The sequence below is a fragment of the Brevibacillus composti genome (assembly GCF_016406105.1).
Classification (GTDB): Bacteria; Bacillota; Bacilli; order Brevibacillales; family Brevibacillaceae; genus Brevibacillus; species Brevibacillus composti.
In genome coordinates, this window is sequence record NZ_CP066308.1 from 2,982,576 (window position 1) to 2,997,331 (window position 14,756).

Genomic DNA, 14,756 nt, shown 5'->3' on the forward strand with positions numbered 1-14,756 from the left:
TGTGCGGCCGTCCGCTTGATGCAGGGCCAGTCCAGTGATTTTTACTTCTGCAAGCGCTTGGCCAGCTCGGCGGGCAAATCGTCCCGCTTCAGCTCCTGCTGCTCGCCCGTGGCCATCTCTTTCAGGACGGCTGTGCCATTTTCCAGCTCCGCCTCCCCGATAATGACGGTATAACGGGCCGCCAGGCGGTCAGCTTGCTTCAGCTGGGCCTTCATCTTGCGGCCCAGATAATCCAGCTCGGCAGATACGCCCGCGCTGCGCAGGCGGTCTACGAGACCAAAGGCTGCGTCTTTCGCTTCTTCCGTCTGTATGGCGACGAAGCAATCGATGCCGGTAGATACCGGAAGCTGGATGCCTTGTTTTTCCAAAGCGAGCAGCAGACGCTCGATACTCAGCGCAAAGCCGATCCCCGGCATATCATCGCCCCCGAGCTGTGCGACCAGACCGTTGTAACGGCCGCCCCCGCAGAGGGTTTCGACTGCGCCGATCTCCGCCATCTTGATCTCAAACGCGGTCAGAGTGTAGTAATCAAGCCCCCGCACCAGGCGCGGATTGACGGTATAGCGGATATCCAGCGCGGTCAGATACGCTTTGACGGCTTCAAAATGGGCCGCTGACTCTTCGCTTAAATAGTCCAGAATGGACGGAGCGTCTTTGGTCAAGCTCTTGCACGTCTCGTTTTTGCAATCCAGCACCCGCAGCGGATTGCGGTCGATGCGGGATTGGCAATCCGGGCAGAGCTGGTCGCGGACGCCATTTAGATGCGCGAGGAGATGCTCGCGGTGACGGGCCCGGTCCTCCAGCGTGCCGACGCTGTTCAGCTCGACGCTCAGCCCGCTCAGACCCAGTTCCTGGTAGAGGCGCATCGCCAGTGCGATCACTTCCGCGTCAATCGCGGGATCGCTGGAGCCGATGGCCTCGGCGCCGAACTGCACAAACTGGCGGTAACGCCCCGCCTGCGGACGCTCATGGCGGAACATCGGTCCCATGTAATAGAGCTTCACCGGCTGGTTGGGCGAGCCGTACAGCTTATTTTCCACGTACGAACGGACGACCCCGGCTGTTCCCTCCGGGCGAAGCGTCAGCGTATCGTCGCTGCGCGGATTGGAGACGCTGTACATCTCCTTCTCGACGATATCCGTCGTCTCTCCGACTCCGCGCTGGAACAGCTCGGTGTTTTCAAACAGCGGCGTGCGGATCTCCTGGTAATTGAACCGGCGGCACAGGTCTCGCGCTTTGTCCTCGATGTAGTGCCAGAGCTCAACAGTGCCGGGCATGATATCCTGCGTGCCGCGAGGAATTTGAATCTTTGCCATCTGTGTTACCCCTCCATCTTCGTATCCTGTCGAATCCTTTCCAAAAACAAAAAATCTCCCGCCCCTGACATGCGCTCTATGCGAACATGTCAGGGACGAGAGAAGATATTGCTCCCGTGGTGCCACCCTGATTGGACTCTTCCCGATGAGAAGAATCCCACTTTTCAGCCGTTAACGCCAGCATACGCCTGCCAGTTACTGAAAGGGCCCAAAAAAGCCATTCGTTCACTGCGGTCTTCGGGGATGTCATTCGCCAAGCCGTCATAGGGAAATGCTCTCAGCCGCGGCAGTTCCTCTCTGGCTATCCGGTTCCTGGGTACTTGTTCCCGTCATCAGATCATTGTAAGGTTCAAAAGGTACACGCAAAATCTTACTGCAAATCATAGCAAACGGAGAAACACGCGTCAACAGGCGCTCGGTAAAACTTTTTTCATCGACGTCAGGCCCGCGGATTTGCCATGCCAGGACGGGAGGGCCGGTGCTACCTGGCTCCGCTCGATTCCAGCGGAGCGAACCCGTACACCTCGTCCAGATCGCGAATTTTCTCCTCCGTCAATCTCCGGTAGGTCTCATTGTACGTGCGCGGGTCTTTGGGGTTGGGCCAGCGCACGAGCTTCCCGCTGCCGGGGGCCATCAGCTTGGAGACGGCTCCGCAGCCAAGGCCGAGAATCGTCTGCGCTTCCTCCATGATCATGATGTTGTAGATGCTCTCCTGGCCATCCAGCGAATAGCCGACATTTTCCAAATTGCCGAGAATATTTTTCTGGCGGTAGAGATAGTAGGGATGGTAGCCATGCGCACGGGTCCAATCGGAAGCAAGCGCCATCATCCGGCCTACTTCTTCCCGGCTTGCCACCTGATAACGCTCTTTGTTCTGCGTCATTTCCGATGCCCGCTTGAACGAGAGCGTATGGACGGTCAGCGAAGCGGGCATCAGCTTTTCCACTTCCCGGAGGCTGTGCTCCCACTCCCTCATGCCTTCGCCGGGCAGGCCGATGATCAGGTCCATATTGATATTGCGAAGGCCCATCTCCATGGCCAGATGGTATTTTTCGATCGTCTCTTCGACCGTGTGGTGGCGGCCGATCGCCTGCAGCGTCTCTTGGGTAAAGGACTGCGGATTAATGCTGATGCGATCGACATTCCACCGCTTCATCACGTCCAGCTTTTCCCGCGTGATCGTATCGGGTCTCCCCGCCTCCACCGTCAGCTCCCGCACGCTGTCCATATGCGGAAACGTGCGGTGCATCGTCTGAAACAGCTGATCCATATCCTCCGCTGTGATGCTGGTGGGCGTTCCTCCGCCAAAGTAGATCGAGGTAATGCGCATGTCCCGCCTCGTCAGCCATTCCCCCAGCCGCTCCATCTCGTAATGAAGCCCCTCCAAAAACGGATTGACCGACGCTGTATGGCTGCGAATCGCATAAGCCGGGAAGGTGCAATAAGCGCATTTGGTCGGACAAAACGGGATGCCGATATAGACCGACAGCTCCCGGTCGATCCGGTAGAAGTCAGGGACCACCTTCAGCTGGCGGTCGACGATCTCCTGCAGCAGCTCGATTTTGTACGGCCGCACCATGTAATCCTGCCGCAGCCTTTGATGGACGGCTTCACGCGCCTCGCCCGAAGAGAGAAACTGGTGCATCAGCTTGGTCGGACGAATGCCTGTCAGTACCCCCCAGCCCTGCTCGATGCCGGTCAGCTCTTCCAGCAGGAGCAGCAGGACGTAGCTGACGGCCCGCTTGGCGATTTTGCGCTGCTCTCTTTCATCCGCGGCCGCTTTCTGCAAGAGAGCGTAGGAGCGTTCCGTCATCTTCTCGATGTGCCGCTCCTCCGCTTCCAGCGCGCCTCTGGCCGCGACGCCATCCGGCCGCTCCTCGAGCGCAAGCGTGATGCGAAGCCCGTCGTCCTTTTGCCACTCCGATACATAGGCGATGTCCGGATCTTCATAAAACAAGGCGAGAATCAAACCGATTTCCCGCTCGAATTGATGTCCTAGGCATTTCACTTGAATCATGGGTTCACCTGCTTTTCAGTCTGCCCCTTCATCTTAGCTGACCGGAAAAGCCGGGTCAACAAGCGGAGCACCAGCTCCACGCTTATCTGCGCATCCGCTTTCGCAGCTCTTGCACGTCTCTCACGCTGATGTGAAACTCCCGCGACATTTCCACATCATTCAAGGCAGCTTCCTTTTCGAGAAAGTCGTGAAAATCGACGGAGAACAACCGCCTGTTCGTCTCCTGGGCGAAAGCCTCTTTTTTTGACTGTCTCACCCGTCTACCTCCTTTTGTCACTTGGGGCTGTGCTCTCTAGTATGGCCCGATCAACCCAAAAGCATAAGGCAGGGGAAAGGAAAGGAAAAAAGATGGAAAATGAGAAAGAAGTTTGTCGGAAGAGCAGGAAAAAACAAGACAGAGGACGAAAGAAGTCATTTGGTAATTTCATGTAAACAAGCATGCATGCGCAATATCCTTAAGAAAATGATGGGAAAGGGTGTCAAATCTTGTTCTTACGTAAACAGCTCCTGCGGACACTCCTTGCTGTTACTTTTGCCGTCAGCTTGCCTGCTGCAAGCGTATGGGCTGCCGGAGCGATTCAAGTAAAGGTCGACAACATGAATGTGCGATCCGGTCCCAGCACGCAGGAACAGGTGGTTACGACATTGCCAGTCAATACGGTGTTGCCTGTCATTTCTGAAAAAGGCGATTGGTATCAAATTCGCCTGCCAAACGGAAAAACAGGATGGGTGGCCAATTGGCTGGTGAGCGAGACCGCCGCAAAGACCCCTGCAGCAGCGAAACCGGCTGCTCAGCCGGGATCCGCAGTCAAGCCCGCTGCCCCCGCCGTCCCTGCTCCCGCTGCCAAATCCCAGATCGAGAGCAATACCGACAATCTCAATGTGAGATCGGGACCGGGCCAAACCCATTCGATTTTGCAGACGATCAATCCCGGCAGCCGGTACACCGTACTGCAGAAAAGCGGCGACTGGTATCAAATCCAGTTGTCCGCAAGCAGCAAAGGGTGGGTGGCCGCCTGGCTGGTAACCGAACATCCGCCTGGAAATGCTCCCTCGGCTCCAGCGGCGGGCAGTACGCCCTCCCCTGCGCAAACGGCACCGGGACCGTCTTCCGGAGCTGGACAAGCCGTCCAAAACGGCACCGCGCTCACGCTGGACTACAACCCCTATGTCTATCCGGCCCCTGATCTCTCTCTGCCGGCGATCGGCCAGCTCCATTCCGGGATGACCATCACCGTCAGCAGCCAGCAGAATGGCTGGATCCAGTTTGCCTACGACGGGGTTCCTGCGTGGATCCCGAAGGCAGGGACCGTGCACGCATCATCCCCCTCAACGGATCAGGGAGACGGACATGACATCGGGGGAGACATCGGCACGGACACTGAAGTTCCGGGCCCTGGCGGTGCCGTCGTGCAGCCGGATACGGCCGCCGCGCTGCCCAAACCGACAGCCATCGTCCAGACAGACGGCTTGAATCTCCGCTCCGAGGCCAGCACGGCAAGCAGTGTCCTCGGCACGCTAAAAATCGGAACGACCTTGACCGTCCTGGAAAAACAGGCGGACTGGTACAAAGTGCAGACGGCCGATGGAAAAACAGGCTGGGTAGCAGGATGGCTCGTCACCGTGAAGCAGCCGGAGATGCCCGCCCCGGCCGGACCGCACGTCCATGTGCTGAATCCGGACACCAATGTGCGCTCCGGCCCTGGCACTGAACATGAAATCGTCAGACAGATGCAGCCCGGCGAAAAATACCCTATCCTGAAACGGGAAGGCGACTGGTTCCAGCTCAGCTTTCCGGATGGCACCTCCGGCTACGTCGCCGGATGGCTCGTCTCGGCGGTCGGCGTCCCTGCTATTGTCAAAACAAATGAGCTGGTCGGCAAAGTAATCGTGATCGACCCCGGCCATGGCGGCAATGACAACGGAGCGACCGGCTCCAGCTTCTCCACATTGGAAAAGACGGTCAATCTGCAGGTGGGTATGATCCTGCGCCACAAACTGGAGGCGGCTGGCGCCAAGGTGATCATGACACGCAGCGATGACCGAAAGCTGACGCTTCAACAGCGCGTCGACGTGGCGATCCAAAACAATGCCGACATCTTCGTCAGCATTCATCACAACACCCATCCCAATTCGATGACCAACGGGACGATCATTTTCCACTACAACCGGGGGAATTCCGGAAAACTGGCCTCGCTGGTGCAAAATGAAGTGGTAAAAGCAACCAACTACAAGGATCTGCAATCCCGTTTTGGAAATTACTACGTGCTGCGCGAGAACCCTGTGACGTCCATTCTGGCCGAGATCGGCTTCCTCTCCAACTACAACGAGGAAATCAAGCTCCGTTCGGAAAAGCAGCAAGAACTGGCTGCCGACGGGCTGTTCAAGGGCATCCTGCAGTATTTCTCCTCTCTCAATACAAGTGAGGGCTAGCCTATTGGGCCGCTCCCGATCCCTTGTCTTTCTGCGAAAAGGCAAGGGATTTTTTTGTGCCCCGACGCTTGACTGCCACGATCTGGAAACGATATGATGTTCACATACTGTTTGGTACGTGAATATACTGGGGATGATTGAGGTGTTCGAGATGAGTGCGAGTGAACGCATACGGGCAGCCGCCGCGCAGCTTTCCGCACAGCTTCCCTTCGACAAGATCAGCTTCGCCGATGTCGGGAAGGCGGCTGGCGTCCATTGGACAGCGGTGAGGAGACATTTTGGCTCGAAACAGGAAATGCGGCGCTGGCTGGAGAGTCTGCAGTCTGACGATCCCTCCGCGCTTCAAGATACGCGGACGAAAATCCTGGAGGCAGCCGCCCGCGTCTTCGCCAGGCACGGCTATGCAGGAGCTTCGCTGGAGCTGGTCGCCGCCGATGCCGGCATGACGAAGGGTGCTGTCTATTGGCACTTTTCCAGCAAAAGCGATTTGTTTGCCGCCCTCTGTGAGCATCATCTGTCGCGACAGCTTCAGACGCTTCCCCAGGTGGGCCGGGCCGCGCTGCAGCAAGGCCCCGATGCGCAGGCGGGCTTCGCCGCTCTCTTGGAAGAGCTGGTCTGCTGCGCCCCTCCTGATTCTCCTCAGCCAATGCTCTTTTTTGAGTTCGTCACGGCTTCCCGCGACCCGCGTGTAGCCGATGCGCTGCGAGAAGCGTACAGCCAGATCATCGGCCGCACCAGCGCGGTGATCAAAGGATGGCAGGATGACAAGCTGCTCAATGCCGACGTCGATCCAGAGGTGATCGCCATTCTGCTTCAGTCGCTGATTCACGGACTGACCATCGGATCACTCATTGATAAAAAGCGCCTTTCCCTGCCTGCCCTATTCCCGGAGCTGGCGAAATTGCTCTGGAGCGGCTTGCCGCACAAAGAGTCATCTGCCGCCCCGCAGGCCAAGAGGGAATAGCCCGTTTTCGGCAAACGGGATTTTCTATGCGATCAACATACTGACAAGTATGCGTTTCATACACTATGGAGTATCTTCATTGCATAAACCGGCCGCCTCAATTGCACCGTCAGTAGGAGAAAAAGGAGGTTTTCGCCTTATGGATACCATGTATGCCAGCGTCATTCTCCCCTATTTGTCCCATGCCTTGCTTCTCGTATCGGCTGTTCTTCTCTTCTGGCTCTATCTGGCCAATCGCAAAGCGGTGAAAGCAGCCGAGCGCTCGTATCCGCCAGGCGGTTCATTCGTAGAAGTGGAGGGCACCCGCCTCCATTACCTGGAAAAAGGAAAAGGACGCCCGCTCGTCTTTTTGCACGGGGGCATCCTTTCCTCCTATGATTTTTCCGCGGTACTCACAGAGGCTGCTTCGCGCGGCTACCGCGCGATTGCCTTTGACCGCCCCGGCTACGGTTACAGTGAACGGCCGAAGAAGCGCAGATTGACCCCGCGGGACCAGGCGCATCTGCTCAAAGAAGCGCTCGCCGCTCTGCAAGCGGAGCAGCCGATTCTGGTCGGTCATTCCTGGAGCGCCTCGCTGGCGCTCGCGTATGCGCTGGCCTACCCGCGGGAGCTGTCCGGCCTGGTATTGCTCGCCCCCGGCGCTTATGGGGGAAAAGCGTATCCTGCCGGCGCTGCCGACCTCTTGCTGGGACAGCTGATGCGCCTGCCCCTGCTGGGCAGTCTGCTCGCCCATACCTTGCTGCCGCCGCTGGCGCGGAAGCTCTCGTTCGCGATGGTGCAGTCTACCTTTTCCCCTGACCCGGTTCCTGCAGGCTATCTGGCTGCTGCCAGAGCCCTCTGGGCCAGGCCGAGACAGCTAAAAGCCAATCGCGAGGATGTGCTTGCGTATGTCCAGACGGTTCCCGATATGGAGAGGCACTACGCTAGCATCGCCACGCCGATGGTGATAGTCGTCGGAGAACAAGACCCGTTCCGGCCGGAATTGCAGGGCTTGCGGCTGCATCGGGCGGTGAAAGGCTCGCAGCTGGTGAGACTGCCGCAGACCGGCCACATGATTCCCGATGTGAACCCGAAGGCCGTCGTCGATGCAGTGGAGCTGCTCGACTTATAGCAGCTAGCATCGGTGGTCCCCGGACGAAACTTCGGACTTGGCGGCCACCGAGAAATTGTAATCATCGCTTGGCCTGGCCGTCTTCCTGTGAAAGAATGCGATACACATTGGCGCCACAGCGATCCGACTAGCTTTCGACAATCAACGTGACCGGTCCGTCATTTACCAGACGGACCTCCATCATCGCCCCAAACCGGCCCGTCTCCACGTGCAGGCCCCTTTCCCTCAGCTTGGCGTTAAACAGCTCATAAAGCGGTTCTGCCTGCTCCGGACGGGCGGCCGCCATAAAATTGGGGCGTCTGCCCTTGCGGCAATCTCCGTACAGTGTAAACTGGGACACCGAGAGGATTTGGCCGCCCCGATCCAGCACCGAGTGGTTCATTTTTCCCTCGCTGTCTTCGAATATCCGCAAGTGAGCGATTTTATCCGCGAGAAAATCGACGTCTTTCTCTGTATCTTCATGGGTAATCCCGACGAGCAGGACCAGGCCGTGATCGATCCGGCCGACTACTTCTCCCGCCACGGTGACGTTTGCCTCCCGGGATCTTTGAACGACGACACGCACAGCTTCAATCTCCTTCCTCTTCTGAAACAAGAACACCTGATCCGCTTCGATCAGGTGCTTAAAATCCGGCGAACGGAATAAATGTCCTTGATGCGCTTGATGCGCTCCACCACTTTTAAGAGGTGGTCGATATTGCTGATCGAGATGGTCATGTGAATCGTCGCGACACGGTTTTTGTCCGCTTTGCCGCTGACGGCGGAGATATTGGTCTTGGTCTCCGCCACGACCTGCAAGACATCGTTCAACAGGCCGCTGCGATCGTGCCCGGTAATCTCGATGTCCACATGGTAATTATGCTTGTAGTCCGTGTCCCACTCCACATCGATTAAGCGCTCCATGCACTCTTCGGTGAGCACATTGGGGCAGTCCTTGCGATGGACCGACACTCCTCTGCCCCGGGTGATAAATCCGATGATCTGGTCTCCGGGGACGGGCGTACAGCAGCGGGAGATCCGCACGAGCAGATTGTCTACGCCCTTTACCTTGACACCCGACTCGCTGCGTACGACCGTCTGCGGCTGGGTAGGCTTGAACTCCGGCACGGGCGGAAATTGCTCTTCCCTCTCCTTGCGCAGCTTGTCGATCAGGCGGGTCACGATCTGCGAGGCCGTTATTCCCCCGTAACCGACGGCCGCGAACATGTCCTCATGTCCCTGAAAATTAAAGCGGGCAGCGGCCTCTTTCAGATTGGCTTCCGTCATCGCCTCTTTGATGTCAAAGCCTCGAGCCTTGATTTCCGCCTCCACCATCTGCTGGCCCTTGGCGACGTTTTCTTCGCGCTTCTCCTTCTTGAACCACTGCTTGATCTTATTCCGCGCTTGCGCCGACTTGGCGATCTTGAGCCAGTCCTGACTGGGACCGTACGAGTGCTTGGAGGTCAAGATCTCTACGATGTCGCCCGTCTTGAGCGAGTAGTCGAGCGGCACGATTTTGCCGTTCACCTTGGCGCCGATCGTCCGATTGCCGACTGCCGAGTGGATGCGGTAGGCAAAGTCCAGCGGCACCGAGCCCTTGGGCAGCTCCACCACGTCGCCTTTTGGCGTAAAGACGAAAACCATATCGGAAAAGAGATCCTGCTTCAGAGACTCCATGAATTCCTGCGCGTTCGGCGCCTCCTCCGAGCCTCCCTGAATGATCTCCCGCAAATCGCCCAGCTTTTCAGCGAAAGAGCCCTGGACCACGCTTCTGCCTTCTTTGTAGGCCCAGTGCGCCGCGATCCCGATTTCGGCCGTCCGATGCATATCCCAGGTGCGGATCTGCACCTCCAGCGGCTCCCCTTTCGGCCCGATGACGGTCGTGTGGAGCGATTGGTACATGTTGGCTTTGGGCATCGCGATATAATCCTTGAATCTGCCTGGCATGGGCTTCCACAAGGTGTGGACAATCCCGAGCACGGCGTAGCAGTCCCGTATGTCATTGACGATGATGCGCAGCGCCAAGAGGTCATAAATTTCATTGAACTGCTTGTTCTGCTTGGTCATCTTTTTATAAATGCTGTAGATATGCTTGGGGCGGCCGGAGATCTCCGCCTCGATGTTCAGCTCTTTCAGCTTGTCTTTGATCGTGTCAGCGGCTTCGTTGATGTACGCTTCCCGCTCCGTCCGCTTCTTCTGCATCAGGTTAACGATGCGGTAGTATTGCTGCGGGTTCAGGTAGCGGAGGGAGGTGTCTTCCAGTTCCCATTTGACTGAGGCGATCCCCAGACGATGAGCGAGCGGCGCAAAAATTTCCAGCGTCTCATCCGAAATTTCCCGCTGCTTCTCCTCCGACATGTGGCGAAGCGTGCGCATGTTGTGCAGACGGTCGGCCAATTTGATCATGATGACCCGGATATCCTGGGCCATGGCTACCAGCATTTTGCGGTGATTTTCAGCAAGCTGCTCTTCTTTTGACTTGTATTTGATTTTATCGAGCTTCGTCACGCCATCGACGAGCAAGGCTACCTCTGCGCCAAATTGGCTCTGCAGGTCCTCCAGCGAAATGTCGGTGTCTTCCACTACATCATGCAAAAAACCGGCAGCGATCGTGACCGCATCCATATGCAACCCTGCCAATATGCCTGCGACGGCAATCGGATGCATGATATAAGGAACGCCCGATTTCCGCACCTGGCCCTCATGTGCCTGTTCGGCCAGCTGATAAGCGCGCGTGATCAGATCAAGGTCCGCTTTGGACAAGTAACTGCCTGCTTTTGTGAGAACTTCATTAATGCCGGTGCTCATAGTTCCTTCCCTTATCCTCTCATAAAAAAGCTTCCTTGGAAGCTTTCTCGGAGTTACTAATGCATTCATCCAAAAGCCGATTCTTCTTCCCTCTCGCACTCGCAAGGGAGGATATGACGAATGACGACTATTTATCCTATTATCTTGTAAGTCCCCTGTATTGTAAAGGTGAATCTCAAGGGAAACGCGGCTGGGTGCGTGAATGCAAAAAAACGGGCTGTGCGCCCGTTTTTCTCTGTTTAGTATACGACGAGGGACTTGACCGGTATGTCCCCCAGCTTTTGCCGTCCTTCCAGGTAAGAGAGCTCGATCAGGAAAGCCGCTCCGACGACGACACCGCCCAGTTGCTCGATCAGTTTGATCGTCGAGGTGATCGTGCCTCCTGTCGCGAGCAAATCGTCGGCGATCAGCACGCGCTGCCCCGGCTGGATGGCATCCACGTGAATCGCCAACGCATCTTTGCCGTACTCCAGATTGTATTCGGCCTTAATCGATTCATAAGGCAGTTTGCCCGATTTGCGCACCGGAATGAAGCCGATGCCCATCGCAAAAGAGAGCGGCGCGCCCACGACAAATCCTCGCGCTTCCGGTCCCGCGACGACATCAGCCTGCACTTCGCGGGCAAAAGTGGTCAGCTCCTCGATCGCCGCCTTGTAGGCCGGACCATCCTTCAACAGGGTGGTGATGTCTTTGAAGCGAATGCCTGGCTGCGGAAAATCGGGAACCACGCGAATGTACGATTTAAAATCCATGAAATAATTCCTCCTACGAGGTGGTCGCTGCCACCTGCTGCTGAAAATGGGTAACCAATGAATCATAGGAAGAAAGCAAAAGCTCTGTCGCAAGTTCGCTCTCTTCCCTCCATTCTATATACAAGCGGGAGCTTTCCAGCGGCCGTTTTGCCGCTTCCGGATGCAGCCGGAAGGCATCGGGCTCCTGTTTGATGAACTCGAGTTCCACCAGCACAGCCAGCATTCCTTCCAACACATCCCGCTTCAGCTTCAATCTGCGTGCCATCGCATCCAGGTGAACGCGCTGGACCCGTTGCACTTGCATGAAAAATTGATACACCAGCTTAAACTCTTCTCGTCCCGGGCAGGACAGCCGCTCCAGCCCCAGATCGGGATCGCCAAACAGGCAGTAGATCCTCTCCGCTCTCTCCAGATGTGGCGCTACCCTCATCAGGTCGCTGCGCGTCTTGGGCAGATCGTAGAGGATGACGGTGTCCGCCTCCGCTCCGGCGGCATCTCCCCGTACAGATGCGAGATGGACCAGGGTGTCGGCCCGCCCCGACAACGTGGCGACCGGAAGCAGCTCCTCATAGCTCTCCTGACGGAACAGCAAGGTGCGGGTATTTCCGCTCTCCTGCATCCTTCTCCATCTGTCCTGTTTATCCCGGCAGCCTCGCCAATCGAAGACTTGCCGATGGGGGATGGACAGATCGCGGATCGTCATCTGCGGTTTGCGGTTGCCGTTCCACTCGTTGACCGACAATTCCCCGACGATCCGGTAGCGCGCCTTTGGCGTCACCTGCGGGACGATTTGCGCCCAATTAAAGCCGATGGCGTCGATTTGCTCGCTTCCCTTGACCAGCGAACATTTCAGATGGGTCTGATCCCGGCCGATGGCCCGCATTCCCGCCGCTTCCACGTCCTCGACCAGGACCAGCGGCGTCGGATTGCCCATGCCAAACGGAGCGAGCTGCTCCAGTTGATCGGCCGTCTCCAAATTGATATCTCCTACCTCCAGGGCGACGTCCACGCGTGTCAACGGGATCAGGTCTTCCTCTGTGAGCCATTCGCTGCCCAATTGGTTTAGCTGTTTGCGAAAAGGCTCCAGGTTATCCACAGGAAGCGTCATCCCGGCCGCCATCGTATGTCCGCCGTAATGCGGCAGCCACTCCTTGCAAGCGGTCAAAGCCTCGTACATGTCAAAGCCGGTGATGCTCCGGGCCGAACCTTTGGCGATGCCCTTTTCCGGATCGATCCCGAGCACGATTGTCGGCCGGTAGAATTTTTCTACCAGCCGGGAAGCGACGATGCCCACGACTCCGACATTCCAGCCTTCCTTGGCCAGCACGAGCACCCTATTTTCATCCAGCGGGTACTTTTCCTGCACCATGCGGACCGCTTCCTCAGTGATGCTCTCCACCAGCTCCTGGCGTTCCCGGTTCAGGTCGTCCAGCTGCTTGGCTGCTTCCTCCGCTTCCTGCACGTCTTCGGTCGTCAAGAGCTTCACCGCCGCGGCCGCTGTCTCCAGGCGGCCCCCCGCATTTAACCGCGGACCGAGGGCAAACCCGACATGTCCGGCGGTCAGCATCTCCTTGTCAGAAAGTCCGCTCACCTTAATCAAAGCCTGCAGCCCGACATTGCGCGTCTGGTTCAGCCGCTTCAGTCCGAGTCTGGCCAGGATGCGATTTTCATCGACGAGCGGCACCAAATCAGCGATCGTTCCCAGTGCCGCCAGGTCGGCGAGGTCGAGAGGCGGCTCCTTCAGCAGGGCGTGAGCCAGTTTAAAGGCCACGCCGACGCCTGCCAGCATATCGAAGGGATAGCTGCAGGCCGGCTGTTTGGGATTGATCACAGCAAATGCCTCCGGGATCACCTCCGGAGGTTCGTGGTGGTCTGTGACGATGACGTCCAGCCCCAGTTTTTTTGCATGGTCCACCTGCTCTACCGCGCTGATCCCCGTATCGACCGTGACGATCAGCTTGAAGCCGCGTTCTTTCAATTCTGAAATGGCGTCCCTATGTAAGCCGTATCCTTCTGTAAAACGATTGGGAATATAGGTATCAAAAGAGGCCCCCATCCGTCTCATGAGATGCACCATCAATGAAGTGGAGCTGACACCGTCTGCATCGTAGTCTCCGTAGATACAGATCGGCTCTCCCCGTTCGATGGCCTGACGGATGCGAAAGACACTCTCTTCCATGCCGTACAAGGCAAAGGGATCATGGAAGAGCTCCGGGCCTGCCTCCATAAATTCTCTTGCGCGTTCGGGGGAATCGATCCCGCGAATCACCAGCAGCTTCGCGACGAGCGGAGCCAAGCCGCACTCGCGGGCAATCAAGTCCGCCGTCTCTTGGTCATACGCAGCCAATTGCCAGCGTGTTTTCGCTCTCAGCATAGGCCTTCCTCCAATCCTCATTCATTATAGAGGAAAGAGAGGGAAACTGACAACTGGCGAAAGGGCTTTATTCCCTTGGCCGATTTTCTGCCTCGGCAGGCTTTGGATCGCAGGGATTGACGTGAATGAACACATCTCTGACCTGGGGAAAGCGGTCCAGCACCCAGTGTTTCACCCGTTTGCCGATGCGATGTCCCTCTTCCACCGTGATCTGGGGATCCACGCCGATTTTCACGTCGACGATCTGGTAATGCCCGTGCTCCCGAGCCCGCAGCGAGTCGATCCGCATCACGCCCTCGACGGATGCAATCGCTTGGCGCAATTCGACCGACTGGTCTTCGTGCAGGACGTGATCCAGGGTGTTGTGAATGGATTCCATCAACAGGCCGTACGCCATTTTCAGGACGAGCGCGGAGACGAAAATACCTGCGAGCGGGTCGAGGTAGAGCAGCCAGGGGATGCCGTAACGCCCGCCGAGTATCGCACCGCCAATCCCGATCAGGGCAGCGAAAGAAGAAAAGACGTCAGAGCGATGCTCCCAGGCATTGGCGATCAGGGAGGGGCTGTTCAGCTCTTTGCCCAGCTTGTATTTGTAGCGAAACATCCATTCTTTGATGATCATCGAGCCGACGGCCGCCCAGACCGCGATAAAAGCTGGAGCCGCCAAAGGAGAAAACAGGGATTTTACCGAGGACGAACCGATTTCAAAGCCGACGATCGCGAGTAGAACGGACACGATGATCGCCGCGATGGACTCCGCTTTCCCATGACCGTAGGGATGATCCTCGTCAGGAGGACGCTCCGCCGCTTTCAGTCCAATCAAAACCGCTACCGAGCCGACCACATCGGACGCAGAATGCACAGCATCGGCAACCAGCGCCTGGGATTTGGCCATAAGCCCGATGAACAGCTTGGCAGCCGCCAAGGCAATATTGCCGACGATCCCCACCCACGCTCCAAACTGAGCTCTTGCCGTACGATTGTCCATTCGCCACTTCCTCC

11 protein-coding genes are annotated in these 14,756 nt (G+C 57.3%); 3 read left to right on the forward strand and 8 right to left on the reverse strand.

The window, feature by feature from the left end:
* Window positions 1–41: 41 nt before the first annotated feature.
* From hisS to JD108_RS15215, 3 genes are all read right to left on the reverse strand, one after another.
* A complete protein-coding gene (gene hisS, locus JD108_RS15205) occupies window positions 42–1,316 on the reverse strand; it encodes a histidine--tRNA ligase (protein ID WP_198826870.1) in 1,275 nt (424 codons plus the stop codon).
* A gap of 481 nt (window positions 1,317–1,797) precedes the next feature.
* Window positions 1,798–3,333, reverse strand: coding sequence for a coproporphyrinogen III oxidase (locus JD108_RS15210; protein ID WP_198826871.1), 1,536 nt, complete (start codon window positions 3,331–3,333; stop codon window positions 1,798–1,800).
* 82 nt (window positions 3,334–3,415) lie between these two features.
* Window positions 3,416–3,589, reverse strand: a complete 174-nt coding sequence (locus JD108_RS15215) for a hypothetical protein (protein WP_198826872.1) — start codon at window positions 3,587–3,589, stop codon at window positions 3,416–3,418.
* A gap of 230 nt (window positions 3,590–3,819) precedes the next feature.
* Between JD108_RS15215 and JD108_RS15220 the strand changes: the two genes are divergently transcribed.
* The 3 genes from JD108_RS15220 to JD108_RS15230 all read left to right on the forward strand — a co-directional run bounded on the left by JD108_RS15220 (window position 3,820) and on the right by JD108_RS15230 (window position 7,841).
* Window positions 3,820–5,766, forward strand: a complete 1,947-nt coding sequence (locus JD108_RS15220) for an N-acetylmuramoyl-L-alanine amidase family protein (protein WP_198826873.1) — start codon at window positions 3,820–3,822, stop codon at window positions 5,764–5,766.
* 151 nt (window positions 5,767–5,917) lie between these two features.
* Window positions 5,918–6,730 (forward strand): TetR/AcrR family transcriptional regulator, encoded by an 813-nt coding sequence (locus tag JD108_RS15225; RefSeq protein ID WP_198826874.1) that lies wholly within the window; start codon window positions 5,918–5,920, stop codon window positions 6,728–6,730.
* A 139-nt stretch (window positions 6,731–6,869) separates the two neighbouring features.
* Window positions 6,870–7,841, forward strand: coding sequence for an alpha/beta fold hydrolase (locus JD108_RS15230; protein WP_198826875.1), 972 nt, complete (start codon window positions 6,870–6,872; stop codon window positions 7,839–7,841).
* Window positions 7,842–7,968: 127 nt separating this feature from the next.
* Here the strand turns inward: JD108_RS15230 and dtd are convergent, their stop codons facing one another.
* From dtd to JD108_RS15255, 5 genes are all read right to left on the reverse strand, one after another.
* On the reverse strand, window positions 7,969–8,406 hold the full coding sequence (dtd, locus tag JD108_RS15235) for a D-aminoacyl-tRNA deacylase (protein WP_198826876.1): 438 nt from the start codon (window positions 8,404–8,406) through the stop codon (window positions 7,969–7,971).
* Window positions 8,407–8,456: 50 nt separating this feature from the next.
* Complete coding sequence (locus tag JD108_RS15240; RefSeq protein ID WP_198826877.1) at window positions 8,457–10,628, reverse strand: RelA/SpoT family protein; 2,172 nt, start codon at window positions 10,626–10,628, stop codon at window positions 8,457–8,459.
* Window positions 10,629–10,867: 239 nt separating this feature from the next.
* The gene (locus tag JD108_RS15245; RefSeq protein WP_198826878.1) at window positions 10,868–11,380 is read right to left on the reverse strand and encodes an adenine phosphoribosyltransferase; all 513 of its coding nucleotides are present in this window, start codon (window positions 11,378–11,380) and stop codon (window positions 10,868–10,870) included.
* Between the two features lie 13 nt (window positions 11,381–11,393).
* Entirely contained in the window at window positions 11,394–13,754 is a 2,361-nt protein-coding gene (recJ, locus tag JD108_RS15250; RefSeq protein WP_198826879.1) for a single-stranded-DNA-specific exonuclease RecJ, read from the reverse strand.
* 67 nt (window positions 13,755–13,821) lie between these two features.
* Window positions 13,822–14,742, reverse strand: coding sequence for a cation diffusion facilitator family transporter (locus tag JD108_RS15255; protein ID WP_198826880.1), 921 nt, complete (start codon window positions 14,740–14,742; stop codon window positions 13,822–13,824).
* Between the last annotated feature and the right edge of the window lie 14 nt (window positions 14,743–14,756).

Excerpts from the sequence above, each read along its gene's own strand:
- JD108_RS15240 (WP_198826877.1), bottom strand. The coding sequence starts at position 10,628 with ATGAGCACCGGCATTAATGAAGTTCTCACAAAAGCAGGCAGTTACTTG.
- JD108_RS15210 (WP_198826871.1), bottom strand. The coding sequence starts at position 3,333 with ATGATTCAAGTGAAATGCCTAGGACATCAATTCGAGCGGGAAATCGGT.
- JD108_RS15255 (WP_198826880.1), bottom strand. The coding sequence starts at position 14,742 with ATGGACAATCGTACGGCAAGAGCTCAGTTTGGAGCGTGGGTGGGGATC.
- JD108_RS15230 (WP_198826875.1), top strand. The coding sequence starts at position 6,870 with ATGGATACCATGTATGCCAGCGTCATTCTCCCCTATTTGTCCCATGCC.
- JD108_RS15245 (WP_198826878.1), bottom strand. The coding sequence starts at position 11,380 with ATGGATTTTAAATCGTACATTCGCGTGGTTCCCGATTTTCCGCAGCCA.
- hisS (WP_198826870.1), bottom strand. The coding sequence starts at position 1,316 with ATGGCAAAGATTCAAATTCCTCGCGGCACGCAGGATATCATGCCCGGC.
- JD108_RS15225 (WP_198826874.1), top strand. The coding sequence starts at position 5,918 with ATGAGTGCGAGTGAACGCATACGGGCAGCCGCCGCGCAGCTTTCCGCA.
- recJ (WP_198826879.1), bottom strand. The coding sequence starts at position 13,754 with ATGCTGAGAGCGAAAACACGCTGGCAATTGGCTGCGTATGACCAAGAG.